The sequence below is a fragment of the Xylella taiwanensis genome, assembly GCF_013177435.1.
Taxonomy (GTDB): domain Bacteria; phylum Pseudomonadota; class Gammaproteobacteria; order Xanthomonadales; family Xanthomonadaceae; genus Xylella; species Xylella taiwanensis.
The window spans coordinates 1,888,283-1,911,918 of record NZ_CP053627.1 but is presented as its reverse complement, the minus strand read 5'-3'; the positions used below and the strand labels follow the sequence as shown (position 1 = coordinate 1,911,918).

The following is a 23,636-nucleotide window of genomic DNA, read 5'->3' as shown; positions in this document are numbered from 1 at the left end:
GACGATTATTAGGTTTCATGGACTCCTGTGTTCATGTACTGCTCGTGTGGAGGACACTCGGTTGAATTGGATCTTTGCGCCATTTTCACGTTGACTCAACGTATGATGCACTCAATTCAGTGATGTCACAGTTTTGTATAGATAGATACGCTTTATTGTGCGATGGATGCCAGAAGGCGGCGAACTTTTTAGGCACGTGGAAACGCGAAATCCAATCCGAATGATGATTGAAGACGATGTATTAAAACGGTTTATACCTGTTTCTGCTTGTGATCGTTATGTTTGCAGTCGATGGGATATTGCCGCTGCAGCTGCAAACGGTGTCTAACTCCGGAAAGGTCGTGAAGTGGGATGAGTGATCTTCTCCTATGCATGCTAAGAGCAACTTGGCGTGCTGTTGGACCTTGAGCGCTTACTGGTATGCGGATTGGTTCCTAAATGCTGTCGAGATATTTGGCATATATCCTGTGTTTGTTGGCCATGCGTCCGGACACTACTTGGGAATAATCCATGTCGCAACAGGTTGAAAAACTCGGTTCGTTGAAGATTCTGCTCATCGAGGATTCGCCGGAGGATGCCAAGCGACTGTTCAACAACTTGCTTGAGGCAGGTTTGGATGGGAGTTTTGAGCGTGTGGACAGCGAGTCAGCGTTGCGTGAGGCGCTGCATCTTTTCAGACCTGACATTGTGCTTTCCGACTTGAGCATGCCTGGTTTACCTGGGTATCAAGCCTTGCGCGTGGTGCGTGAGGTGGGCAGTACGCCGTTTATCTTCGTCTCCAGCAAGATGGGTGAGGATATTGCAGTCGAGGCGTTGCAGGAAGGTGCCAACGATTACATCATCAAACAAAATTTGGTGCGTTTGCCAAGTGCGGTCACACGCGCGGTGCGTGAGTCGCGTGCTGAGCTGGAGCGCCAGCACGTAGAATCGGAACTGATGCGTGCGCAGCGGCTGGAGAGCTTGGCGATGTTGGCAGCTGGTTTCAGTCACGACCTGCGTAATATTTTGCAACCGTTGCTCATTGTGCCGGATCTGCTGGCTGGGCGGACCGATGATCCACAGTTGCGCCAGTTGGTGAGCATCGTTGCCGAGTGCGGACGGCGCGGTCACGAGATGGCCGAATCGATGCTTTCTTTTGTCAGAGGTTCCAACAAACCGCGTGAGCGGGTTTTGTTGGCGGATCTATTCCAGACAGTGCAGTTGCTATTGCGTAGTAGCGTGCCTGATTGCATTGCTCTGCGCATGGGAGAGTGTGAGGAAGATCTCAGCGTGGAGGCCAATCACACCGAGTTACAGCAGTGCTTACTTAATTTGGCATTGAATGCCATCCACGCCATGCCAGCCGGTGGTAGCTTGACCTTGGTTGCACAGCGCCATGATGGTGACCGTATTTGCATGAGCGTGGCTGACACCGGTATTGGCATGAGTGAAGAGACCCGGGCACGTCTGTTCAGTCCATTCTTCACTACCAAGTCTGATGGTACCGGTTTGGGATTGATTTCTTGCAAGCGTATTGCTGAGAGTTACGGTGGCTGGATTCAGGTGAACAGTGAGTTGGGAGTAGGTACACGTTTCGATCTGATCTTGCCGGCACGTGCACCTGCTTCGAATGTGTCAGAGGAAAATGCGCCTGCAGTGCTTGGTCAGGGTCAGCGTATCCTGATAGTCGATGGGGAGGCGACTCGTCTTTCGTTGCTCGGAAATGCGTTGGCCAGTCAGGGCTATCAGCCGCAGTTAGCTCCCGATGGCGGTGCTGCACTAAAGCTATTGCGTCACCATGCAGAGCCGGATTTGGTCATTATCGACAGTGACATCCTGTTACTCTCGGCGGTTTGTTTGCTGCCGACGATGCAGGAGTTGGGCTACATGGGTCCGGCTATCGTACTGGAGGATGCCGGGCAGTCTTTGCGGCGTGAGCATTTTCCGAAGGACTTGGCGGTCCATATGTTGCGAAAACCGTTAGAGATGGGGCGTGTGTTCCGAGCTGTGGCGTATGCGTTGACATAAATATGAGGTAGGTGAGAGGCGTGGCTTTTTAGAGAATACTTAGCCTCGAGCAGGAGGTCAGCGACGACAGTGCCTGCAAGCGTGGTCATGACGGAGATTGACGTTGTCGCTGCTTACAGGCGCGAATACTGCATGACCATCGTGCTTCTGAGTTTAGGTAGTAATGTGCGTCCCAGGTATTATTTGCGCAAGGCGGAAGCTGAGCTGCGTGCCTGTTTTGGCGAAGTGTTGTTCTCCCCTACTTACTGCACACCGGCAGTGCGTTGGAGGAACGCTATGGCCGCGATCGTGCCGTGCCGCGCTTTGGTAACCTTACGCTGGCTGTGGTGTTATATGGTGATTTGATCGTGAGAGGACCAACTGGAACCATTAGTGGATATTGCGCCGGATTTCGTTGATCCTGCGAGTGGGTCCACGTTGGCGCAGCTGTGGGCTATACATCCGCACGCTGATGAATGCTTCACGGTGGTGGATCTGGAAGCCCCCGGTGACGATATAGAATAGATATGTTCAGGTCAGCGTGCGGCCGCTATCCAGACGGAGGGTATGCCCAGTGACAAAATTGGCGTGTTCGAGCAGCCACAGCACCGCTGCGGCGATCTCTTCCGAGGTGCAGTGCGCGCTAATGGGGCGCGTGCCAGCAATCCTTGCTTAGCTGCTTCTGAGGTGCCATAGGATCGCGCCGGGTGCGATGGCGTTGACCCGAATCTGTGGCGCTAGTTCCAGTGCTAGTGATCGGGTCAACATCTACAGAGCCCCTTTGGCGGCGGTATAGACTGGATGCTGGGGCAGTGGCTGAGTGCCATGCAGGTCTGTCAGATTGACGATTGCGCCGCTGTGTTTGCGCAGTAGTGGTGTGGCTGCTTGAGCGACGAAAAAAGGCGCCTTGGCGTTGATTGCGAACAAGTTGTCCCATTGTGCTGGGGTGACTTCGCCCAGTGGGGTTGGGTAGAAATTGGAGGCGTTGTTGATCAGTGCGTCTAACCGTCCGAAGTACGCACCGCAGCGTGCGACGAGTGCCTCGGGTACTGTGTTTTCGTGCAGGTTCCCGACCAAGGCGAGTGTGCTGGATGGACGTGTGCATTCTAGTTCGGTTAGAAATGCATGCACTTCGTCGCCAGAACGGTGTGCGTGGACGGAGACGCGATAACAATGTGCATGCAAGTGGTGCACGATAGCTTTGTCGATCCGGCGTGCGTCGCCACTGATCAGGGCAACTTTAGATGAATCTGACATATGGACTTTACCTGGAGAGATTGATCTTGTTCCTTAGACTATTGTTGTTAATTGCTTCCTGAGCTCGATGAATGCATGTGTGCTGATCTCCTGGTGCCCCTTCCTGAAGCGCTCGCGCACAGTGAACAACTGGCCGCCTATATACGCCACCAGATGATTCAAGATGGTGGGGCGATCCCATTCTCTCGTTTCATGGAGCTTGCGTTGTATGCACCTGGATTGGGTTATTACAGTGCCGGTGCGAGTAAATTTGGTGAGGCTGGCGATTTTATCACTGCCCCGGAATTGGGACCGCTATTTGCGACAACGGTAGCGGATGCACTGGTGCCGGTGTTGCAGCAACTCGGTGCATTGGCGTGTGTGCTCGAACTTGGAGGGGGGAGCGGCAAATTCGCTGAAATTCTGCTCAAACGTCTGATGGAACTGAAGATGTTGCCGCGGCGCTATGCGATCCTCGAACCCAGTGCTGAGCTGCGGCAGCGGCAGCAGGCACACTTGGAACGCGCATTGAGTCCATCCCTTTTTGCCTTAGTTGAGTGGGTGGATGGTCCCTTTTCGGATGAGTGGCATGGAGTGGTGTTTGCCAACGAGGTGATCGATGCCTTACCTGTGTCGCGTTTCACCGTGCGGGATGGCGAAGTTTACGAGGAGACGGTGGTGTTGGATGCACAGCGAAGTTTCGCATGCGGCCAGCAGCCGGCTGATCCGTTGTTGACGGAGGCAGTGCGCCACATCGAACGTAATTTGTCGGCGTGCTTTGCCGACGGTTATTGTTCAGAGGTGTTACCGCAGCTGCCGTATTGGGTGCAGGCGGTGGCCGGTGGACTCAAGCGTGGAGTGCTGCTTTTTGTGGATTACGGTTATCCACGTACTGAGTATTACCGCCCGCAGCGTGAAGATGGCACGTTGCGGGCGTTTTACCGCCATCACGTCCATGACGACTGGTACCGCTGGCCAGGACTACAGGATTTAACTGCTTCGGTGGATTTCACCGCGTTGGCTGAAGCCGGCACTTGTGCCGGCTTCGATTTGGTTGGTTATTGTACCCAGGCCAGCTTTTTGCTCAGTAATGGGTTGGATCAGTTGCTTGCTACTGCTGAGGCACGTGTCGATGAAATTGGTAAGCTGCAGTTGCGTAACCAAGTAAAGCGTTTGACTTTACCAACCGAGATGGGAGAGCGCTTTCAGGTGATGGGCTTCGTCCGTGACGTAGAGTTCGATCGTGCGTTCTTGATAGGAGACCTGAGATGGCGGCTATGAGCGTTTTATGGAGACCGCGTTCGCGACCGATGCTGTGGCTTTGCTTGTGGATCACCGCAATCCTGGCCGTGATCATTGCCAGCTTGTTGCCGCAGCAGGATCTGCCACAGGTACCTGCTGGAGTCGACAAGGTTGAACACCTACTCAGCTATTTTCTCCTGGCTTGGTGGGCGGCAGCGTTGTTTGCGCGGCCCCTCATCGTATTGGCTGTGGGAGCGGGGCTGGTGCTGTTGGGCATTGGGATAGAGTTCGCTCAGGCGGCGTTTACTATTGATCGCATCGCTGATGCTGCTGATGCGTTAGCCAACATGGTGGGTGTGGTGTTGGGTTTGTTGATGCGTCTGACGCCGTTGGGTGCCGTATTGGTCCGGCTTGACGCCTCTCTGTTTAGTTCACCTTGATGAGCGTTGGGAACACTATTTTCTTAGGTTGCCTTTTTACTCAGGTACCAGCGTGCAGCACCGATGATACCGAGTTGACCATGCTCGATCAGTCGCACCGGAACTCGCTGTAGTGCCTCGCGCATCGGGCCTTTATTGAGGAAGCGCTCGACAAAGTGACTGCGCAGCAGCGGCTCACATAGCTGCGGCAGGATCCCGCCGGCCAGATAGACACCACCCTGTGCACCGTACAGCATGACCAGGTCACCGACCACGCTGCCGAGCAGGTTGCAGAACACCTCTAGAGTCTGTGATGACAGCATGTCGGTGCTTGCTGACGCGGCACGGCTAATCGCATCTGGGCTAGTGTAGGTACGGGGGACGTCCTGTATCGCGCCCAGTGCGTGGTACAGATTGAGTATCCCGGGTCCAGACAGAGCATGTTCGATTGGCACGTGCGCGCGGTTGCCGAGCATGTGTCGTACCAGTTGCATCTCAAGTTCGGTCGTGCTTGGCAATGCCGCTTGACCGGCTTCAGTGGGTAGGACGATGGGACGGCCGTCATTCGGGATCCAGAGTGCCGCGCCCAGGCCGGTGCCCGGACCGAGCAACAGACGTGGTCCATCCGGCGTCTCGGTTGGACCGGTCAGATGCAGCAGTTGGGCAGCCTCCATATCCTCTGTGGCGTAGGCCAGTGCTTCAAAGTCGTTGACCAGATATACCTCGGTCAGATTTAGATCTGCGCGTAGCTGGTGTAGTGATAGTGGCCACGGCAGGTTGGTCGTGATGACCGTACCGTCACTCAGTTGAAAACCGGCACTGGCGATGACGCAGTCACGCATTGGTGATCTTTCGCCAAGGAAGTCGGTCAGGATTGCGCCTAGGCTTGGATATTCGGCGCAGCGGTATGTGCGTACGTTCAGCAGGTGCGGTGGAATGGAATACTTGAGGTTGGATTCGATCAGACCGACGCGCACGTGAGTACCACCGACATCGGCGGCAAGAAAGGACGAAATACTTGATGCATGCCGAGCAGTGTTTGGAATGATGGAGGTCACTAGCAATCCCAGGGCAGAGCGCAGCGCGCGGACACGAGATATTGATTTTCGTGAATATATGACAACGATAGCAATGAGACCCCGCACTGGGCCTATTTGATCGTGAGTCAGGGTGTTTCTTGAGTGTGACTCATAATGGCCTGCATACCCGTGTTGGGGGTGAGTGTTACTGTTTGCATGATTTGCCCCGTGTCATCGCACTTGGTTGAGTATGAGCGCGTCACTGTACAGCGTTGCCGATGGTTGTTCGCCTTACCGTTGCGGATGATCACGGATTGAGAGGTGGTAGACGTGTAAGTCTTCCTAAATTGGTAATATATTGGATATAACAACTTTGTACCTGCTGGAGCAGTCGGCATGTCCAAAGCACATCCGAGTGGAGAGCAGACCCGCGTATGAACGAACTGCTGCTGGATAGTCCTGCATCTACTCCGCTTTATCTGCAGCTGGTCAGCAAGCTCAGTAAGGGTATTCGCGCCGGGCGCTGGTGTGCTGGCGAGGCGTTGCCGGCTGAACGTCATCTGTGCCAGTGCTTGCACATTTCGCGGGTGACTTTGTGGCCGAGCTGCGGCGTTGATGACTGTTGGCTTTCCCCGTTCCCCCCTCAGAACCTGTTTTCCCATGATGCCAGCCCGGTTTTCTAGTTCTACTGTTTCGATCGCTATCGTCGGCGTGCTGTTCTTCATTATCGGCTTTCTGACCTGGATCAATGGACCGCTGATTACTTTCGTGCATCTTGTTTTCGATCTGCATGAGGTCGATGCCTTCCTGGTGCTGATGGTGTTCTATCTGTCTTACTTCTTTCTCGCCTTACCTTCTTCGTGGATTCTCAAGTTCACGGGGTTGAAAAAGGGGGTGGCGTTGAGCCTGCTATTGATGGCAGCAGGTGCGGCGGGGTTTGGTGAATGTTCCACGCAACGTGACTACGCAGGTGCACTGGCCGGCTTGTTTGTGATTGGTAGCGGGCTAGCGTTGCAGCAGACGGCGGTCAATCCTTACATCAGCATTCTAGGCCCGATAGAGAGTGCCGCACGACGTATCGCGGTGATGGGCATTTGTAACAAGGCTGCCGGTATCTTGGCACCGTTGGCGATTGGTTCCCTCGTGCTGCATGGTGTCGGTGATTTGTCCATGCAGGTTGCCACTGCCGACCCGGCGACGAAGCAACAGCTGCTCGCTGCCTTCGCTGCCAAGATTCATACACCGTATCTGATCATGGCGGGTTTGTTGGCTGTGCTTGCAGTTGGTGTGTTGTTTTCTCCCTTGCCAGAGTTGCAGGCGGCTGAGGTCAATCGTGTTCCATCCGGTGGTGCCACGCAGAAGACCAGCATCTTTCAGTTTGCGCACCTGTGGCTTGGGGTGTTATGCATGTTCGTCTATGTTGGTGTGGAGGTGATGGCGGGTGATGCCATCGGCACCTACGGTCACGCACTCGGCTTGCCTTTGGACCATACCAAACTGTTCACCTCAGCAACGTTAGGGGCGATGTTGCTTGGTTATATGACTGGCTTGGCGGTGATTCCGAATGTGATCTCACAGGAACGCTATCTGAGTCTATCGGCGGTGTTGGGTGTCCTGTTGTCGATCGGTGCGGCGCTGACCCATGGGTATGTATCGGTGGCTTTCGTTGCTGCGCTGGGCTTCGCCAACGCGATGATGTGGCCGGCGATTTTCCCATTAGCGATCAAGGGATTGGGGCGCTTTACCGAGACAGGTTCGGCATTGCTGATTATGGGCATTGCTGGTGGTGCGATCATTCCACAGCTTTTCGCGTATCTGAAACAGCACGTTGACTTCCAACTGGTGTTCGCTGTGTTGATGGTCCCTTGTTACTTGTACATTTTGTTCTATTCCTGGATCGCTCGGGTGCTCAATGGCCGCATGGTGCGACGTCTAGAGCCTCAGGCATGACATATGCGCCAACCGACCATCAAAGATGTTGCGGAAAAAGGGCTGATGTCTCGTTGCCAACAGTCTCACGGGTGATCAATAACGAACCCTCAGTGATGCAGGCAACGCGCGCGTACTGCGTATGATTGCCGACCTGAACTACGCGCCGGACCCAGCTGCACGCAACCTGTGTAGTGGTACTTTGTTCGTCATCGGATTGGTGTACGACACCCCGAATCCTCACCACATCCTCAATATTCATAATGGTGTGCTCGCAGCGTGCCGTGAGACAGAGTTCGGCTTGCAGATCCACCCCTGCGACTTGACTGCGCCCATGCTGGTGGACGCACTGGCTGAGTGGGTGCAGCGTTTGCGTCAGGCTGGTTTGGTACTGACTGCGCCGATGTTTGAGTGCCCAGAGCTGATCGCCTGTGGCATCAAGTGCGTGCGTATCATGGGTGTCACCGCGGATCCGGGCGACGCGGCGTGTGTCTATATTGTCGACTGCAACGCGGCTTACGAGATCACCGAACATCTGATTCAGCTGGGTCACCAGTGGATCGGTTTCCTGTGGGGTGGGTTTCGGCATCGTTGCAGTGGTGAATGTGACACGGGTGACGAGGTGGCACTGAAAGACGACGGTAGCGATCTCGACAAGCCCTTAGTCGTGCTAGGTGACGACACCTGCGACGATGATTTTCGTGGCGCGTGTCAGCTGTTGGTGTTGCGTGATCAGCTGACTGCGATCTTTGGCAGTAACGATGAAATCGCTGCCGGTATGCTGGCTGCGGCCAAGGCGGTTGGTATTCACGTGCCGCAGCATCTTTCCATCGCTGGTTTCGAGGATCGTCCGTTCTCATCTCAATCCTGGCCGGTGCTGATCACGGCCAGGCAGGCGGCGGACGAGATCGCGTGCCACACCGCACACTTGCTGATTGGCCAGTTGCACATCGATACCTGCGATGCGCAGAGCATGCCGTTGCAAAATCGCGGCTTTGTGCCGCAGTGGGTGGTGCACGGTTCCACCGCAGCAGTGCGACAGACTTCCTTTATCAAGACCCCTTCTCTGGATGTGCCATGATCCTGCCGATGCCTTTGCTTGAACGAAAACAAACACAGATGTTTTGCGAGGCGGCACAGGCTGCCGAAGTGATTGCCACACAGTTTGGACGCAACATGGCAACAATTGCCGCACTGGTACGGGAGTTGCGTACCGACCCACCTCCATTCGTGGTGACATGTGCTCGTGGCAGCTCTGATCATGCGGCCACTTACGCCAAGTATTTGCTGGAAACGCAGTTGGGGTTGGTGACGGCTTCGGCCTCGTTGTCAGTGGGCTCAGTCTATGCAGCGTCGCTACAGCTGCGTGGTGCGTTATATCTGGTGATTTCGCAGTCGGGTAAGAGTCCGGATCTGTTGCGCAATGCTGAGGCGGCCAAGGCGGCGGGTGCACGTGTGGTGGCTTTGGTCAATGTTGAAGACTCGCCCTTGGCATCCCTGGCCGACACGGTGTTGCCACTCTGCGCTGGTCCGGAGCAGAGTGTTGCTGCGACTAAAAGCTACCTGGCCTCGTTAGCGGCGATTTTGCAGTTAGTGGCGCTGTGGAGGGCCGAACCAGAGTTGTTGGCGGCGCTGGATGGTTTGTCTGACGCGCTGCATGGTGCCTGGGAGTGTGATTGGTCACCGTTAATCGACGGCCTCGTCGATGCTCGCAATCTGTTCGTGCTGGGTCGCGGCTTTGGCTTTGCGGCTGCTCAGGAAGCGGCACTCAAGTTCAAGGAGACCTGCGGCCTGCATGCTGAAGCGTACAGCGCGGCGGAGGTCAAGCATGGACCAATGGCGCTGGTTGGTTCAGGGTTCCCGGTGCTGGTGTTTGCCCAGTCGGACGGGACCGAGGCCGGAGTGCGTGCATTGGCCGATGAATTTCGCAGTCGCGGTTCACTGGTGTGGCTGGCTGCACCAGATGGCGATCTCCCAGTGTGGTTGGCTGCACACCCGGCGTGCGCACCGTTATTGTTGATCCAGAGTTTTTATCGCGCGATTAATGTGCTGGCGTTATGTCGAGGGTACGATCCTGATTTGCCGCCACATTTGAACAAGGTGACGGAAACGGTTTGATGAGCGTCTCTTCTGAGATAACTGCGTTGCTCAATGGTGGCATCCTGACCGACACCGGATTCCGTGACGATCTGGCGGTGCTGTTGGCTGAGGGGCGCATTCAAGCACTGGTGCCGTATGACGATCCGCGTGTAACGAGGGTTGCGCAGCGGGTGGACTTGCGGGGAGGCATGTTGCTGCCTGGGTTTATCGACCTCCAGGTCAATGGCGGTGGCGGTGTGCTATTTAATAGCGCGCGCGATGTACAGGCCTTAGCGGCGATCGCGCGTGCGCACCGTCGCTACGGTACCACGGGGCTGTTGCCCACATTGATTAGTGATACTGCCGAGGTGATGGCCGAGGCCATTGCTGCCACGCGTACCGCGATTGCCCAGGGTGTGCCAGGCATCCTCGGTATCCACCTGGAAGGGCCTTATCTCAATCCGATGCGAAAAGGGGCCCATGACGAGACTCAGTTCCGGGTACCGGATTTGCACGAGATCGCGATGGGTACTTCTTTGGATAACGGCGTGACTCTGGTCACCCTGGCACCTGAGCGGGTGCCGGTCGAGATGATCCGTGTTTTTGTCGAGCGCGGTGCGATCGTCTTTGCTGGGCACACCGCAGCGACTTATGACCAAGTGCGGGCCGGTATCGCAGCGGGTGTGACGGGTTTTACTCACCTGTACAACGCAATGTCGCCGTTGATCGGACGCGAGCCGAACGTGGTGGGTGCTGCACTGGAAGATCCGGACACCTGGTGCGGGATCATCGTTGATGGTGTGCACGTGCATCCGGCGAACCTGCGTGTGGCGTTAGCCGCCAAACCACGCGGTAAGTTGCTGCTTGTGACCGATGCGATGCCGCCGGTAGGTAGCGACAGTGTCCACTACGATCTCTATGGTGAAACCATCACCGTGATTGACGGTGTGGTCCGTAATGCGGCTGGTGCGCTGGCCGGCGCGGCGTTGGATATGGCCACGGCGGTGCGCAACACAGTGCATGTGTTGGGCGTTGATTTGGCTGAGGCGGCGCGTATGGCGTCGACCTATCCGGCACAGTGCATCGGGTTAGGGGACCGTCTGGGGCGGATTGCGCCTGGTTACCAAGCCGATTTGGTGTGGATTGATGACGATGTGCATGTACAGGGTACGTGGATTGCTGGTGTGCGCGATTGAGTATGCGTGTGGTGATGCTTACATTGAGCGAGCGCCATGCTCATTCGGTACTCCAGCGGGACGATGTTTGATGTGTGTTCTATTCACTACTGTCACTGCGTACTCTGCGCATGAGAGCCACAGCCACAGCCACAGCCACAGCCACAGCCACAGCCACAGCCACAGCCACAGCCACAGCCACAGCCACAGCCACAGCCACAGCCACAGCCACAGCCACGGGCAGGCGGGCAGATCTATCGTGCTGTGATCCTTTTCGAGGATGCACTTTGGATTGTCGGACGAGAGGCTCTCATGCATTTAATTAAACGATGGAAGATGTCAGGTGAATTGCATTCGATGATGTTGCGGGTGATCTTTTTCTGTTTGTCCTGTGGTAGTCGCGCGTATTGCTTTGAGCGGTGCGCAGCATGGCTTGATTACATTCTTGGTTTGAGCACCGGGTGCCGTTGTAATCGCACACTAACAGCATGGTCACTTGTTGTATTGCATCCAAGCGATGAGTGAAGATGATTCTCGCGGGTTTTAAGCGAATTGCGATTTGACGCTTGGTGCTAAGACTATTGCGGTTTTGCCTGATGCCTCGTAATGCTTTTTTCGGTAGTGTGTGGATCCGCCTTGGCGACGTCGAGAGATACTGACGCAGTAGTCATACGGCATTGTTTTGATGGACACCCGCTGCTCGCATGTGCTTGCTATGACAAGATCGCTGCTATCGCAAAGTAGGATTTCCATGTGTTCCCACTGAAGTCTCATCAGGCGTACGGTGTCATGGATGGATGATCGATCGGCACCTTAGAGTCAGTCTTGCTTGATTCTTTCAGTGGATGGCCCGGGTTAAGCAACGTAGTGATCGGCTGAATGAGCTCATGCCAGAACATTGGGTAAAGCAGGGTGCCCGATACAGATTCGGCTGAGTGACTATTCTCGAAATCATCCACGTGGGGCATGGATGGCCGAAAAAAAGCAATGCATGGCGCATTTCTGTGGTTTCTCCACGATGGTGTTTTGGCGTAGCGTGATGCGCCATCAAGTGCATGAGGTACACCGTGATGCCCTCGATAGGGATGATGCTTGCTCGTTTCTCAACGGCAACATCAGGGTTGCATGCCGCGCAATGCTGGAATCGATTTTAAATTTCATGAGCACTGCAATGTGCAATGAAACAACAGAGTCGGTTTTGTATTGATTGATGTCATGGCTGCCATCTTTGGATGGTTTGCTGATGAATCCATTGCTTGCCGATATGAGTTCGGATATCTGGAAGCTATACCCCAGCGTGTGCGGGTTGATTTTCAAGTATCTGATGGGCTATTTCTGGTACTGAAATGGTTTCACCATTTCTTGAGCATTTATTTTCAAGAAAAACGCTATTCAACAACGATGACGTATATGTTTTTTCTGTCCCGTTGTCCTATTTTTATCCCGGTCATTTTCAATATTTTTTGCGGCCAGATTCACCGTGTCGTATGTAGCGTGGGGAGGGATTGATCCGGTGCTCGCGTATCATCATGGTGGGTTCAGTCATAGGCCTTGACGCGCATGTGAGTATCGTGTTCGAACGTGTGGAGGAGCTTACAGCTTTAAGTGAAACTCACTCGATGCTGTTTGATAGATCAACAAACGTCTGAGGCGTGCTGCACCGTGCTGGGGGGTGAGCTAGACTGTGACCCTTCTGCGGCCTGGTGGCCGCCATGAATGGATTGTCCTGCACGTATGAGTTGGCTCAGCAAATTGATGCCTTCTGGCATTCGTACCGAAAATACTGCGAACAAAAAGCGCGGCGTTCCCGAAGGGCTTTGGGAAAAATGCAGCGGCTGTGGCATTGCGTTGTATCGTCCAGAGTTGGAAGGATATCTTCAGGTATGCCCGAAGTGTGGCCATCACATGCCGATCCGTGCCCGTGTGCGCCTATCCGCCTTGTTTGACCCATGTTCGACAACCGAGATTGGCGCGCGCCTGGGCCCGACTGATGTGCTTAAGTTTAAAGATCAGAAAAAGTATGCAGAGCGCATCAAGGCGACTCAGAAGAGCAGTGGCGAATATGATGCCTTGATCGCGATGCGTGGTCTGCTCAAGGGGAACCCGTTAGTGGCTGCCGCATTCGATTTTGCTTTCATGGGAGGATCGATGGGATCGGTAGTGGGCGAGCGTTTTGCCCGTGCTGTGGAGGTGGCGATCGAGCACGTGTGTCCGTTTGTATGCTTTTCCGCCAGTGGCGGTGCGCGCATGCAAGAGGGCCTTTTTTCGCTGATGCAGATGGCTAAAACGTCCGCCGTGTTAGGTCGCTTGCGCGAAGCCAGGTTGCCTTACATTTCGGTGCTGACGCATCCGACGACTGGAGGAGTGTCGGCTTCATTCGCCATGCTGGGCGACATTAACATTGCCGAGCCGCATGCATTGATTGGCTTTGCCGGTCCTCGTGTGATCGAACAGACGGTACGTGAAAAGTTGCCTGAAGGCTTCCAGCGCTCAGAATTTCTGCTTGCGCATGGAACTATCGACCAGATTTGTGATCGTCGTGAATTACGCGACCGCTTGGTTGATCTCACGGCGTTATTGATGTCCCGCCCCAGGCCGGATCGCACCTCGAAGGACGTGAGGGTGCTGTGAGAGTGCTTAGGTATTTTGGCACCGATGGCATCCGCGGTCGGGTGGGGCACGGGCTGATTTCAGCCGATTTTGTATTGCGTCTGGGGAATGCGCTTGGCCGAGTGCTTGCTCAGGGCCGTGATACTCGTCCAATGGTGTTGATTGGCAAGGACACGCGTATCTCTGGTTATATGTTTGAATCCGCGCTTGAGGCGGGTTTGGTCGCCGCTGGTGCCGATGTGCAGCTGATCGGCCCGATGCCGACACCTGCGATTGCCTTCCTGACTAATACGCTGCGTGCTGACGCTGGTGTGGTCATCAGTGCGTCCCACAATCCGCATTACGACAATGGCATCAAGTTCTTTTCTGCCAGTGGTGAAAAGCTTGATGATGCGACCGAGGCTGCGATCGAGGCCGCGATCGACGCCCCATTCCTGACAGTTGATTCTGAATGCTTAGGAAAGGTCAAGCGTACCCGTGATGCCATCGGCCGCTACATCGAATTCAGCAAGGCAAGTGTGCCGCGTGGTTTCACGCTGCGTGGGTTGAAGTTGGTGCTGGATTGTGCGCACGGTGCGACTTACCACATCGCACCGATGCTGTTTCGCGAACTGGGTGCGGATGTGGTGGCGATCGGTGCCAATCCGGATGGTTTGAACATCAATGCCGGTGTTGGCTCTACCCATCTCGATACTCTCGCTGCCACAGTGCGTGACACAGGGGCTGATCTGGGCATTGCTTTCGATGGTGACGGTGACCGCGTGCTGATGACGGATACCCAGGGGACGCCTGTGGACGGTGACGACCTGTTGTACGTGCTGGCGCGCGCTTGGCGGGCGAGTGGTCGTTTGAAGGGCACCGTGGTCGGTACGTTGATGAGCAACTATGGTTTGGAGCAGGCGTTGGGGACACTGGGCATCCCTTTTATGCGCGCTAAGGTGGGTGACCGTTATGTGCATCAGACATTGGTTGAGAGCGGGGGCGTGCTAGGGGGTGAAGCATCCGGTCACTTGTTATGCCTGGATCGCGCGACCACGGGTGATGGCATCGTCAGTGCACTGCAGGTGTTGGAAGTCCTGCGTCATGAGGGGCTGACTCTGAATCAGGCACTGCTAGGGTTGCATAAGGTGCCGCAGAAGACGGTCAACGTGTGTTGGGCTGGTCCAGCCAGGGCCGCGGTCGAGATGCCGGAAGTACGTCAAGCATTGATTGAAGCACAAGCTGCGGTGCAGGGCCGGGGACGTGTGTTGATGCGTCCCTCCGGTACCGAGCCGGTGGTGCGCATCACTGTCGAAGCCGATGATGCAGTACTGATGCAGCAGACGCTTGACAGGCTTGCTGGGGTGGTGCGCGACGCGGCGTGATTGCTGTGTTTGTTGTAGCAGGCGAGGCCGCCGCGTTTTATTTCTTGTTGAATGTGTTGTCGCCTGAAGCACGTGCTGTCTTCAGCCGTACTTTGTCGATCATGGCTGGAGTACTGTTTCTCATGGGCCCGGTTGCATGCCTTTTTGATGGCTTTTGAAGCGATTGAACAACGGTGCAATGAGCGGGTGGTAGCTTAGCGTGATGCGTTTGCGTAGCCACTGTGCCGGGCGGTTGCGGATCGCGAAGCGGTAGATGTGTTCTGGATTACCACCTACGACGTTGCGTCCGAATGGGTGTGTGGTGTGCAGATAGCGAAAGCCATGTGCACGTGCGATTTCGATGTGGTCTGCATCGAAATCGCCATATGGCCAGCACAGTGTGTCCGAGACCCTGCCCAAGCGCTGTTGCAGTACCGCGCGTGCGGTGCTGAGGTCCTGGTCGAGACCTTCGCGGCGTTGTTCGCGCGTGAGGGTGAGTGTCAGCCAGCGCGTATGCGTGTGAGTATGGCAATGCACCTCGAAGGTGCCTGCGGCGAGCATCGCTTGCACCTCGCTCCAGCGCAGCATCACTGCGTCGGCGCGGCCCTCGTGCAGGATGGCCGTCTCGCAAGCATGGTGGTCTGGCGTCGTTGGTAGTATCGCGCCGGATTGCCCAGCATGAGGACGCGGCGGGCCATCGCTTATCCAGCTACTGACAATGAAAACCACGGCGTGCATGTTGTATTTCTGTAAGATCGGATGCGCGTAGACCCAGTTGTCCAAATAGCCGTCGTCGAAGGTCATCACGATCGATTTACGTGGGACTGGTTGACCGGCGAGAAAGCCTGCGTATTGCTCCAGTGTGAGTGAAGTCCAGCCGTCACGAGCCAGCCATGCAATCTGACTCTCAAAATGTTCCGGCGAGACGGTGATCATGCCTGTTGCTGGTGAAACGTGATGGTGCATCAGGACAGGGACAGATGTCGCACACCTCATCTGCCAAGCTCCCGCAACCACTGCAGATAGTAGTATTCGGTGGTTTTTGCGTGTCCTTGGGTGCTGAACACAGGATTGTTGCGGATCCATTCCCAGCCGGCGCGGCCCATACATTGGCGCTGTTGATTGTCGGTGAGCAGGGTGTGCAGCGCCTTTGTCAGTGCTGTTTGGTTGCCGGGTGTCACCAGGATGGCATTGCTGCCTTCCTGGAGCATCTCTGGTACTCCGCCAACGCGCGTGGCGATGATGGGGACCCCGGCTTGGGCAGCTTCCAGAAACACGGTGCCTGCGGCTTCTTTTTGAGTGGCCAGTGCGAACACGTCAAAACCGCTCATCAGCCGCGTTGCGTCGTACCGATAACCCAGTAAATGGATTTGCGCTTCGAGTGCCAGCGCCTTGCGGCGTGTCAGCACATGTTGCATCACTGGCTCACCGTCTCCGGCGATCACCAGATGCAGGCGTGGGTTGGCGTGGCATAACGGTGCGATGGCTTCCAGCAATTCACGGTGTCCTTTGGCTTCGCGCAATACTGCTACGCAGCCTACAACGATGTCGTCGTCATTGAATCCAAGTGCTGCACGCACCTCACGCCGGATCTGTTGCAGGCGTTGCCAAGATTGTTCCGGATCATGATCGATCCACGGCGCAGGCGCGGCGATCGGTGGGACGACACCGATGCGTGTGTCTTGGATACCTTGTTTGACCAACAGATCGCGCACATGCTGGCTGACGGTGATGACCCGGTGCGGCAGCCGTGTGTAGGTGAGTTGTGATTTGATCGGGCTCATCAGGTGCCGGGAGCGGACAATCAGACGCGTGCGCGCCAGGCGCGCACCGGCAGCGGCGATCAATGTATCGCCGTGGCTGGTGGTATTCACCACATCGAATCTCTCGCGTTGTAGCAGTTGCTGTACGCTGCGTATGCCGGCGAGCAGGCGCCAAAGGCCATCCATGTTGATGTGGTAGACCGGCAGCCCAGCGGCACGCGCCATGTCTGATAGAGGGGCGCCGGGTTGGCAGAGCAGGGCCATGTGGTGGCCGTATGCCTGCATAGACAACATATGACGATAAATGTAAATCTCCTGGCCTCCGAAGCCGGTTGCGGCTTCGGTATGCAGGATTTTCAAAGGATGTGGTGTCATCGAAGAGACGGCACGGAATGTGGAGTGGGGGACGCAGCCAGCATTTTTCTAGCAGGGCAGGGATCAGGATCAGGTGGTCGCTGAAGCAGATAGAGAAGAACGTCCATGTGTGTGGGGCTAATGGTAATTGGGAGTGTGCCGGGTTCGTTGAAGAAGAGCCGTTACTGCAGTTTATCCTGAGTGGGTCTCTTTCTTTATCCATCCTTGTCAGTGTGATGGCAGGTTCGTTGTGTTTTGGGGTGTGTGTTTGCTCGTTGATTGATGCTGACCAACATACTTGAAGCTGGAGAACGTCCAGAAATGCAGTGATGACATGCCCAGGCGGGATACATCGCTGTTGTATGTTGCTGTCGCTGCATATTGATCTGTTGCACGTTGACCCGCCGACAAGCTCTGCTTTAGCACCTTGATCCTGTCTTTAATCCACGATCTTCCTGTCATCCTAGGACGGTCTCTGCGACACCACGGGGCAGCCGTTGCGTTCGGGTGCGGGGTGCAATTGTCGCTGCATGCCGAGTCTGATATGCCGTTGTACATGAGTGTTGAGGAACGCTGCACCGGGATGGGCAGGCTTGCTGAGTCACTGGGTGGGTGTATATGTTTTGGCCCGGCGGTGCGCTTGACCGGTGTGTCTGTGCGGTGGCTGGATGTGGTTGTCCACAATATGGCCAGCGCCGTTTCAGCACGGATGGTGTTGGTCTTAATGGGCAGGAGTGCTTTGTTTTCGGACTGTGGAGACGTTGGGAGGCCTGTTTGGGTGCGATTTGCTGCGCATGATGCTTTTTCAGTAGCGGGTGACTGAGCTTGAGTGTGCTGTGCGTAATCTCTATCAGACCGTGTGATCGAAGGAGAGCGGTGTATCCCGGATCAGCGGTTGTCGCGGGTCCAGATAGTGGCCTGTTCGTGTTTGACTGGGAACTGAAGTACTGGGGTGTAGGCTGGAGCGCACAGTGGGTGGCCGTTCCGCACGTCGAAGCACGCGCTGTGCAGTGGGCACTCAATGCTGCCGGTGGTTGGGTCAAAGTAGCCAGACGACAGGGGGTAATCTTCGTGGCTGCAGCGGTCTCCCAGTGCGTAGAGTTCGCCATCAAGGTTGAACACGACGATAGGGGTGCCGGTGATGTCGTCACAGACGGTTTTCATCTCGCCGGGCAGCAGTTCGGCGCTAGGGCATACGAAAGTCCAAGTTTCGCTCATGTGTGGTTTCCAATAGATTTTTCCACGGCATTCATATAAGGGTTGCAGTGCCGTGTCATGTTGAAGTGCTTGTGAAGCGTAAGGGTTGGATGTGCGGCTGCCAATATGGAAGTGATTGCGGTGCTGATAGACCGTGATCGATGTATCTGCTGGGGCTGATCATGGGGATACGCATCAGTGTTGTGTTCAATGGGGGGGTGGTTCTTGGCAGAGCTGCAGTGTGATTGCGGTGGTGCCATGAGGCGGTGCCCACGTGTCTTTTCCCCGTGTTGGCATGACGCAGCAGGTGTACGTGTTTTTCACTGGAGTGCGGGTTCAGCCCAGTCGCTTACGCACCTTGAGCAGGGCGGCGATGAAGCGTTCGATTTCTTCGTGGGTGTTGTAGAACGCCAGTGAGGCGCGGCAGGTTGCGGTCACACCGTAGTACTTTAATAGCGGGTGTGCGCAGTGTTGCCCTGAGCGTACGGCCACGCCTTCGAGGTCAAGCAGGGTGGCCAGATCGTGTGCATGTGTGCCTTCGATCATGAAAGACACCACGGCGGCTTTGTTTGGGGCGGTGCCGAAGAGGCGCAGACCGTCGATGTTCTGTAGTTCCTCGTTGAGATGTGCCAGCAGTTCTGTTTCGTGTGTCTCGATTTGATCGAGCCCGATACTACGTAGGTAATCTACTGCCGCGCTTAGGCCGATGAAGCCGGCGATGTTGGGGGTGCCCGCCTCAAATTTATGCGGAGGGGTGTTAAAAAGGGTGCCGTCAAAACTGACTTCTTTAATCATCTCTCCACCGCCTAGAAATGGTGGCATGGCTTGCAGGTGCTCGCGGCGTGCCCATAGCGCTCCGGTCCCGGTGGGACCATACAGCTTGTGACCGGTAATCGCGTAGAAGTCGCAGCCAATGGCCGGGATGTCGACGTGCCGGTGTGGCACTGCCTGGGAGCCGTCGACCACGGTGACAATGCCGCGTTGACGTGCCTTGCGGCAGATGTCGTGCACGGGGTTGACCGTGCCGAGTACGTTGGAAACGTGTGTGATGGCGAGCAGTTTGACGTCTGGTGTCATCAGGGTAGGCAGTGCATCTAGATCCAAGGTGCCGTTGGGCAGGATGTCAGCCACCCGGATGCGTGCACCGGTACGTTCGGCGATCAATTGCCAGGGGACGATGTTGGCATGGTGTTCCATCCGTGAGATCAGGATCACGTCGCCAGCGCGTAATCGCGGCAGCGCCCACGAATAGGCCACTAGATTGATGGCGAAGGTGGTACCGCTGCATAGCACCAGTTCGTGAGTGGGTGTGTTCAGCAGTTGTGCCAATGCTGCACGCGCGGCTTCGTAGGCTTCGGTGGCTTCGGTGCCTAGTGCGTGTACGGCGCGGCTGACGTTGGCGTTGTGGAGCCGATAGAACGTATCGGTTGCTGTGATCACTGCCTGGGGTTTTTGTGCGGTATTTGCATTGTCGAAATAGATCAGCGGCTTCCCGTGCACTTGGCGTTGCAGCAGGGGGAAGTCAGCACGCAGGCGTCCCCAATCTGGGGGAGAAGTAGTCACTGTCGAAGTGTTCATGCCATCCATGTCGTGTCCAGTGCGTGATTCAGTGGTGTCAGCAGCATGTTGGCCAGGGTGCTGTCCAACATGGTGAGTGGTTCGTGGCAGAACGCTGTGCTGAGCAGCTGTTGAGCTGTGGCTTGAGGAATACCGCGGGTGCGTAGGTAGAACAGGGCCTGTTGGTCGAGTTGGCCGACGGTGGCGCCGTGTGCGGCCTGAACTTCGTCTGCGTTGATCACCAAGACGGGTTGTGTATCGATTTCTGCGTTGGCCGATAGCAGTAGGTTCTTGTTTGACAGACGGGCATCGGCGCCGTCAGCACCTTCATGGATGTGGATGCCGCCATGAAATACCACACGGCTGCGGTCGGTGCCGATGCCGCGCCATAGGAGTTCGCATGCAGTATGGCGGGCGATGTGCTCGATGTGCAGACGTGTATCCAGATGGCGTGTGAGGTTACCTAACAGGATGCCGTTGGCGATCAGGCGGGCGTTCTCGCCTTCCAGGCGTACGTTGAGTTCATGGCGTGACAGGCTTGCTCCGAGTTCCATGTCTACGCGGCGATATTTGGCCTCGTGTGCCAGTACGGCGTCGGTCCGCAGGAGTGAGGTCGTGCCGGGGGCGTCGTTTTGCATACGGGCATGTTCCAGGTATGCACCCGGTGCGAGATGCACGCGGGTGAGTACGTTGCCGAGATGGGCAGCATGGCCGGTATGCAGTTGGTGTTCGACGAGTTGCAGGGAAGCACCACGGTGCAGTTCGATCTGATGGCGCAGGTGCCAAGCGTAGTTAGTTTCGCCGGCGGGAGTGATGCAGATCAGGTGTACGGGTGTGTTGACGGTGATGTCTTGATCGACACGCAGGAGCATGCCTTCGTCGGCGAGTGCTGTGTTGAGCCGGGCAAATGTCTCATCCCTGTGTTTGAACCGGCCGCCAATGAAGCGCAGTCTCGCGTCCTCATCAGCCAGGGTGACTGACAGCGGTTGTATCGTGATTCCCTGTGGCAGGCCGGATAGATTGGACAGGATGGGACTATGGCGGCCGTTGACGAAGACCAGCCGTGGTGTCGGGATGGTGTTTAGCCATGTGGTGTCAATCGCTGCTGCGGTAGCGGGTGCTGGGGCAAAGTGGCGGCGCTCCAGTGCAAGTAGTGATGTGTATTTCCAAGTTTCGCTGTGTAGGTCGGGCAGACCGTCGCGACGTGCGTCGTCGAGTGCTTGACGGCGGGTGCTGTGGCTGTCGTTGTGGAAGGCGGAAGCCAGTGAGTCCAGCAGGGTGCTCATCGAACACCTTCCCGGGGTGCTGGGACCGTCGGTGTGGCTGTGTTGGTTTGCGGATCATGGGGTACCAGAGGCAGTGTTGCGCTGGTTGGCATGACGCGATCTTTTAACCAGGTGTAGCCATGCCGCTCTAACTCCAGTGCCAGTTCAGGGCCGCCGGTTTGTACGATGCGTCCTTCGGCAAGCACATGCACCACGTCCGGCTTGATGTAGTCGAGCAGGCGTTGGTAGTGCGTGATCACTAGGAATGAGCGTTCCGGAGAGCGCAGCGCGTTGACGCCATCGGCGACGGTTTTCAGTGCGTCGATGTCTAGGCCCGAGTCGGTCTCATCCAGGATGGCCAGTTTGGGTTCGAGTACGGCGAGTTGGAAGATTTCATTGCGTTTTTTCTCGCCGCCGGAAAACCCTTCGTTGAGGCCCCGGTGCAACAGTTCGTCTTTCAGGTGCAATACAGCCAGTTTTTCTCGGACACGTTTGAGAAACTGTATTGAGTCCAGTTCTTCTTCGCCGCGTGCTTTACGTTGTGCGTTGAGTGCGGAGCGCAGGAAATAGGTGTTGTTCACTCCAGGAATTTCTACTGGGTATTGAAATGCCAGGAACAGACCAGCAGCGGCGCGTTCTTCTGGTTCGAGGGTGAGCAGGGCGCGATTGTCGAAGGTGACGTGACCGGCGGTGACGTCGTAGCCGTCGCGGCCAGCGAGGATGTTGCCCAGGGTGGATTTTCCGGCGCCGTTGGGGCCCATGATGGCGTGGACTTGGCCAGGTGCGATGTCCAGCGAAAGGCCCTTCAGGATTTCCTTGCCGGCGACGGAGGCATGGAGAGTGTCGATCTTCAGCATAGTCATTGTTTCTATAGGGTGGGGCTTGTGTCCGCCGATGAGTCTTTTGGGGCGGCTTGGGGTCCATTGTTTGAGTGGAGGCATTCTCTGGGCGTTCGAGGCCCATACATGCCCATCACTGGTGTCGATTCAGCCCACAGCACCTTCCAATGAGATGTCGAGTAGTTTTTTGGCTTCGACGGCGAATTCCATTGGTAGCTCGCGGAACACTTGTTTGCAGAAGCCGTCGACGATCATCGATACGGCATCCTCTTCGGCAATGCCGCGTGCGCGGCAGTAGAAGAGTTGGTCGTCGCTGATCTTAGATGTGGTGGCTTCGTGTTCGACGGTGGCATCCGGGTGCTTGACTTCGATGTAGGGGAAGGTGTGGGCGCCGCATTGTTTGCCGATGAGGAGTGAATCGCATTGGGTGTGGTTGCGTGCACCCTCGGCATTGCGGTCGATTTTGACGAGACCGCGATAGGTATTTTGTCCGTGTCCAGCGCTGATCCCTTTGCTGACGATCTTGCTTTTGGTGCGTTTGCCAATGTGGATCATCTTGGTGCCGGTGTCGGCTTGCTGATGGTGGCGGGTCAGTGCAACCGAGTGGAATTCACCGGTTGAATCGTTGCCGAGCAATACGCAGGATGGGTACTTCCAGGTGATCGCTGAGCCAGTTTCAACTTGGATCCAGGTGACTTTGCTGCGTGCACCGCGGCACTCGGCGCGTTTGGTGACGAAATTGTAAATGCCGCCACGGCCTGTTTCGTCGCCGGGGTACCAGTTCTGCACGGTGGAGTATTTAATCTCTGCATTTTCCTGGGCGACCAGTTCGACGACGGCAGCATGAAGTTGATTTTCGTCACGTATTGGGGCAGTGCAGCCTTCCAGATAAGAGACGTAGGCGTGTTCTTCGCACACGATCAGGGTGCGTTCGAACTGTCCGGTGTGGCCAGCATTGATGCGGAAGTAGGTGCTTAATTCCATCGGGCAGCGGACGCCCTTGGGGATAAAAACGAAGCTGCCGTCGGAGAAAACGGCCGAGTTTAGTGCAGCGAAGTAGTTGTCGCGAACGGGTACGACGCTGCCAAGATATTGGCGTATCAGATCCGGGTGTTCTTGGATGGCCTCGGAGATTGAGCAGAAAATGATGCCTTTTTCGGCTAATTCTTTGCGGAAGGTAGTGCCGACCGAGACCGAATCGAATACTGCATCCACGGCGACGCCGGCCAGTCTGGCGCGCTCGTGCAGTGGCACGCCGAGTTTGTCGTAGGTATCCAACAGTTCCTGGGGAACTTCGTCAAAGGAGGCGTACTTTGGGCCTTTGGGAGCGGAGTAGTAGCTGAGTGTTTGAAAATCGATGGCTGCAATGTGTAGCTTGGCCCATTCTGGCATCGGCATTTTCAGCCAGTGACGGTAGGCGGCTAGGCGCCATTCGGTCATCCAGTCTGGTTCGTGTTTCTTGGCCGATAGGGCGCGGATAATGTCTTCGTTGAGGCCTGGCGGCAGCGAGTCGGATTCGATCTCGGTCACGAAGCCGGCTGCGTAGCGCTGGCCCAGGCGTTCGAGAATCTCGGCATTTTGCGGAGGGGCGATGTCAGTAGCCATGGATCTGTCGTTTACTGT

Annotated in this window: 19 protein-coding genes and 4 pseudogenes; 13 read left to right on the top strand and 10 right to left on the bottom strand. The window is 56.0% G+C overall.

The features are described from left to right. The first annotated feature begins 510 nt into the window (after positions 1 to 510). Positions 511 to 2,007 (top strand): sensor histidine kinase, encoded by a 1,497-nt coding sequence (locus tag PLS229_RS08210; protein WP_038272192.1) that lies wholly within the window; start codon positions 511 to 513, stop codon positions 2,005 to 2,007. 132 nt (positions 2,008 to 2,139) lie between these two features. Beyond that, positions 2,140 to 2,511, top strand: a pseudogene (locus PLS229_RS08205) (2-amino-4-hydroxy-6-hydroxymethyldihydropteridine diphosphokinase). A gap of 6 nt (positions 2,512 to 2,517) precedes the next feature. Here the strand turns inward: PLS229_RS08205 and PLS229_RS08200 are convergent. Then, positions 2,518 to 3,243: pseudogene (locus PLS229_RS08200) on the bottom strand (pteridine reductase). Between the two features lie 75 nt (positions 3,244 to 3,318). On the opposite strand from PLS229_RS08200, the gene PLS229_RS08195 reads away from it, so the two are divergent. Together PLS229_RS08195 and PLS229_RS08190 are read left to right on the top strand one after the other, a co-directional pair. Continuing rightward, positions 3,319 to 4,503 (top strand): class I SAM-dependent methyltransferase, encoded by a 1,185-nt coding sequence (locus PLS229_RS08195; RefSeq protein WP_038272190.1) that lies wholly within the window; start codon positions 3,319 to 3,321, stop codon positions 4,501 to 4,503. Beyond that, complete coding sequence (locus PLS229_RS08190; protein WP_038272188.1) at positions 4,491 to 4,904, top strand: VanZ family protein; 414 nt, start codon at positions 4,491 to 4,493, stop codon at positions 4,902 to 4,904. Before PLS229_RS08195 ends, PLS229_RS08190 begins: the two co-directional genes overlap by 13 nt. 23 nt (positions 4,905 to 4,927) lie before the next feature. Here the strand turns inward: PLS229_RS08190 and PLS229_RS08185 are convergent, their stop codons facing one another. After that, entirely contained in the window at positions 4,928 to 5,941 is a 1,014-nt protein-coding gene (locus tag PLS229_RS08185) for a glucokinase family protein (protein ID WP_425511060.1), read from the bottom strand. A 395-nt stretch (positions 5,942 to 6,336) separates the two neighbouring features. Here PLS229_RS08185 and PLS229_RS08180 point away from each other — a divergent pair. The 5 genes and pseudogenes from PLS229_RS08180 to nagA form a co-directional block, all read left to right on the top strand. Next, positions 6,337 to 6,498: pseudogene (locus tag PLS229_RS08180) on the top strand (GntR family transcriptional regulator); the annotation flags it as partial. A 64-nt stretch (positions 6,499 to 6,562) separates the two neighbouring features. Continuing rightward, on the top strand, positions 6,563 to 7,852 hold the full coding sequence (gluP, locus tag PLS229_RS08175; RefSeq protein ID WP_038271879.1) for a glucose/galactose MFS transporter: 1,290 nt from the start codon (positions 6,563 to 6,565) through the stop codon (positions 7,850 to 7,852). Positions 7,853 to 7,855: 3 nt separating this feature from the next. Next, positions 7,856 to 8,912 (top strand): annotated as a pseudogene (locus tag PLS229_RS08170) (LacI family DNA-binding transcriptional regulator). After that, positions 8,909 to 9,949 (top strand): SIS domain-containing protein, encoded by a 1,041-nt coding sequence (locus PLS229_RS08165; RefSeq protein WP_114867167.1) that lies wholly within the window; start codon positions 8,909 to 8,911, stop codon positions 9,947 to 9,949. Before PLS229_RS08170 ends, PLS229_RS08165 begins: the two are co-directional and overlap by 4 nt. Then, positions 9,949 to 11,106, top strand: a complete 1,158-nt coding sequence (gene nagA / locus PLS229_RS08160; RefSeq protein WP_038271882.1) for an N-acetylglucosamine-6-phosphate deacetylase — start codon at positions 9,949 to 9,951, stop codon at positions 11,104 to 11,106. The genes PLS229_RS08165 and nagA overlap by 1 nt, the downstream gene beginning before the upstream one ends. An 18-nt stretch (positions 11,107 to 11,124) precedes the next feature. Here nagA and PLS229_RS08155 read toward each other — a convergent pair whose 3' ends face one another. Next, entirely contained in the window at positions 11,125 to 11,403 is a 279-nt protein-coding gene (locus PLS229_RS08155; RefSeq protein WP_162814077.1) for a hypothetical protein, read from the bottom strand. A 652-nt stretch (positions 11,404 to 12,055) separates the two neighbouring features. Between PLS229_RS08155 and PLS229_RS08150 the strand changes: the two genes are divergently transcribed. The 4 genes from PLS229_RS08150 (at position 12,056) to glmM (ending at position 15,059) form a co-directional block, all read left to right on the top strand. Then, complete coding sequence (locus PLS229_RS08150) at positions 12,056 to 12,292, top strand: hypothetical protein (protein ID WP_038271889.1); 237 nt, start codon at positions 12,056 to 12,058, stop codon at positions 12,290 to 12,292. 8 nt (positions 12,293 to 12,300) lie between these two features. Further along, the gene (locus PLS229_RS08145; protein ID WP_152536645.1) at positions 12,301 to 12,594 is read left to right on the top strand and encodes a hypothetical protein; all 294 of its coding nucleotides are present in this window, start codon (positions 12,301 to 12,303) and stop codon (positions 12,592 to 12,594) included. A 225-nt stretch (positions 12,595 to 12,819) separates the two neighbouring features. Further along, a complete protein-coding gene (accD, locus tag PLS229_RS08140; protein WP_038271891.1) occupies positions 12,820 to 13,716 on the top strand; it encodes an acetyl-CoA carboxylase, carboxyltransferase subunit beta in 897 nt (298 codons plus the stop codon). A 2-nt stretch (positions 13,717 to 13,718) separates the two neighbouring features. After that, a complete protein-coding gene (glmM, locus tag PLS229_RS08135) occupies positions 13,719 to 15,059 on the top strand; it encodes a phosphoglucosamine mutase (RefSeq protein ID WP_425511087.1) in 1,341 nt (446 codons plus the stop codon). Positions 15,060 to 15,179: 120 nt separating this feature from the next. Here the strand turns inward: glmM and PLS229_RS08130 are convergent, their stop codons facing one another. The 7 genes from PLS229_RS08130 to sufB all read right to left on the bottom strand — a co-directional run bounded on the left by PLS229_RS08130 (position 15,180) and on the right by sufB (position 23,618). Next, positions 15,180 to 16,034 (bottom strand): polysaccharide deacetylase family protein, encoded by an 855-nt coding sequence (locus tag PLS229_RS08130; RefSeq protein WP_038271895.1) that lies wholly within the window; start codon positions 16,032 to 16,034, stop codon positions 15,180 to 15,182. After that, complete coding sequence (locus PLS229_RS08125; RefSeq protein ID WP_038271897.1) at positions 16,031 to 17,176, bottom strand: glycosyltransferase family 4 protein; 1,146 nt, start codon at positions 17,174 to 17,176, stop codon at positions 16,031 to 16,033. Before PLS229_RS08125 ends, PLS229_RS08130 begins: the two co-directional genes overlap by 4 nt. 867 nt (positions 17,177 to 18,043) lie before the next feature. Beyond that, positions 18,044 to 18,373, bottom strand: a complete 330-nt coding sequence (locus tag PLS229_RS08120; RefSeq protein WP_081755464.1) for a non-heme iron oxygenase ferredoxin subunit — start codon at positions 18,371 to 18,373, stop codon at positions 18,044 to 18,046. A gap of 315 nt (positions 18,374 to 18,688) precedes the next feature. Next, on the bottom strand, positions 18,689 to 19,939 hold the full coding sequence (locus tag PLS229_RS08115; RefSeq protein WP_038271903.1) for a cysteine desulfurase: 1,251 nt from the start codon (positions 19,937 to 19,939) through the stop codon (positions 18,689 to 18,691). Next, the gene (gene sufD / locus PLS229_RS08110) at positions 19,927 to 21,195 is read right to left on the bottom strand and encodes a Fe-S cluster assembly protein SufD (RefSeq protein ID WP_038271905.1); all 1,269 of its coding nucleotides are present in this window, start codon (positions 21,193 to 21,195) and stop codon (positions 19,927 to 19,929) included. Before sufD ends, PLS229_RS08115 begins: the two co-directional genes overlap by 13 nt. Next, entirely contained in the window at positions 21,192 to 22,031 is an 840-nt protein-coding gene (sufC, locus tag PLS229_RS08105; RefSeq protein WP_051482354.1) for a Fe-S cluster assembly ATPase SufC, read from the bottom strand. The genes sufD and sufC overlap by 4 nt, the downstream gene beginning before the upstream one ends. Positions 22,032 to 22,160: 129 nt before the next feature. After that, on the bottom strand, positions 22,161 to 23,618 hold the full coding sequence (sufB, locus tag PLS229_RS08100; protein WP_038271907.1) for a Fe-S cluster assembly protein SufB: 1,458 nt from the start codon (positions 23,616 to 23,618) through the stop codon (positions 22,161 to 22,163). Between the last annotated feature and the right edge of the window lie 18 nt (positions 23,619 to 23,636).

Coding starts and splice junctions, on each gene's coding strand:
- PLS229_RS08210 (WP_038272192.1), top strand. CDS start 511: ATGTCGCAACAGGTTGAAAAACTCGGTTCGTTGAAGATTCTGCTCATC.
- PLS229_RS08195 (WP_038272190.1), top strand. CDS start 3,319: ATGTGTGCTGATCTCCTGGTGCCCCTTCCTGAAGCGCTCGCGCACAGT.
- PLS229_RS08190 (WP_038272188.1), top strand. CDS start 4,491: ATGGCGGCTATGAGCGTTTTATGGAGACCGCGTTCGCGACCGATGCTG.
- gluP (WP_038271879.1), top strand. CDS start 6,563: ATGATGCCAGCCCGGTTTTCTAGTTCTACTGTTTCGATCGCTATCGTC.
- PLS229_RS08165 (WP_114867167.1), top strand. CDS start 8,909: ATGATCCTGCCGATGCCTTTGCTTGAACGAAAACAAACACAGATGTTT.
- nagA (WP_038271882.1), top strand. CDS start 9,949: ATGAGCGTCTCTTCTGAGATAACTGCGTTGCTCAATGGTGGCATCCTG.
- PLS229_RS08155 (WP_162814077.1), bottom strand. CDS start 11,403: ATGCATGAGAGCCTCTCGTCCGACAATCCAAAGTGCATCCTCGAAAAG.
- PLS229_RS08150 (WP_038271889.1), top strand. CDS start 12,056: ATGGCCGAAAAAAAGCAATGCATGGCGCATTTCTGTGGTTTCTCCACG.
- PLS229_RS08145 (WP_152536645.1), top strand. CDS start 12,301: ATGGCTGCCATCTTTGGATGGTTTGCTGATGAATCCATTGCTTGCCGA.
- accD (WP_038271891.1), top strand. CDS start 12,820: ATGAGTTGGCTCAGCAAATTGATGCCTTCTGGCATTCGTACCGAAAAT.
- PLS229_RS08130 (WP_038271895.1), bottom strand. CDS start 16,034: ATGAGGTGTGCGACATCTGTCCCTGTCCTGATGCACCATCACGTTTCA.
- PLS229_RS08125 (WP_038271897.1), bottom strand. CDS start 17,176: ATGACACCACATCCTTTGAAAATCCTGCATACCGAAGCCGCAACCGGC.
- PLS229_RS08120 (WP_081755464.1), bottom strand. CDS start 18,373: ATGAGCGAAACTTGGACTTTCGTATGCCCTAGCGCCGAACTGCTGCCC.
- PLS229_RS08115 (WP_038271903.1), bottom strand. CDS start 19,939: ATGGATGGCATGAACACTTCGACAGTGACTACTTCTCCCCCAGATTGG.
- sufD (WP_038271905.1), bottom strand. CDS start 21,195: ATGAGCACCCTGCTGGACTCACTGGCTTCCGCCTTCCACAACGACAGC.
- sufC (WP_051482354.1), bottom strand. CDS start 22,031: ATGCTGAAGATCGACACTCTCCATGCCTCCGTCGCCGGCAAGGAAATC.
- sufB (WP_038271907.1), bottom strand. CDS start 23,618: ATGGCTACTGACATCGCCCCTCCGCAAAATGCCGAGATTCTCGAACGC.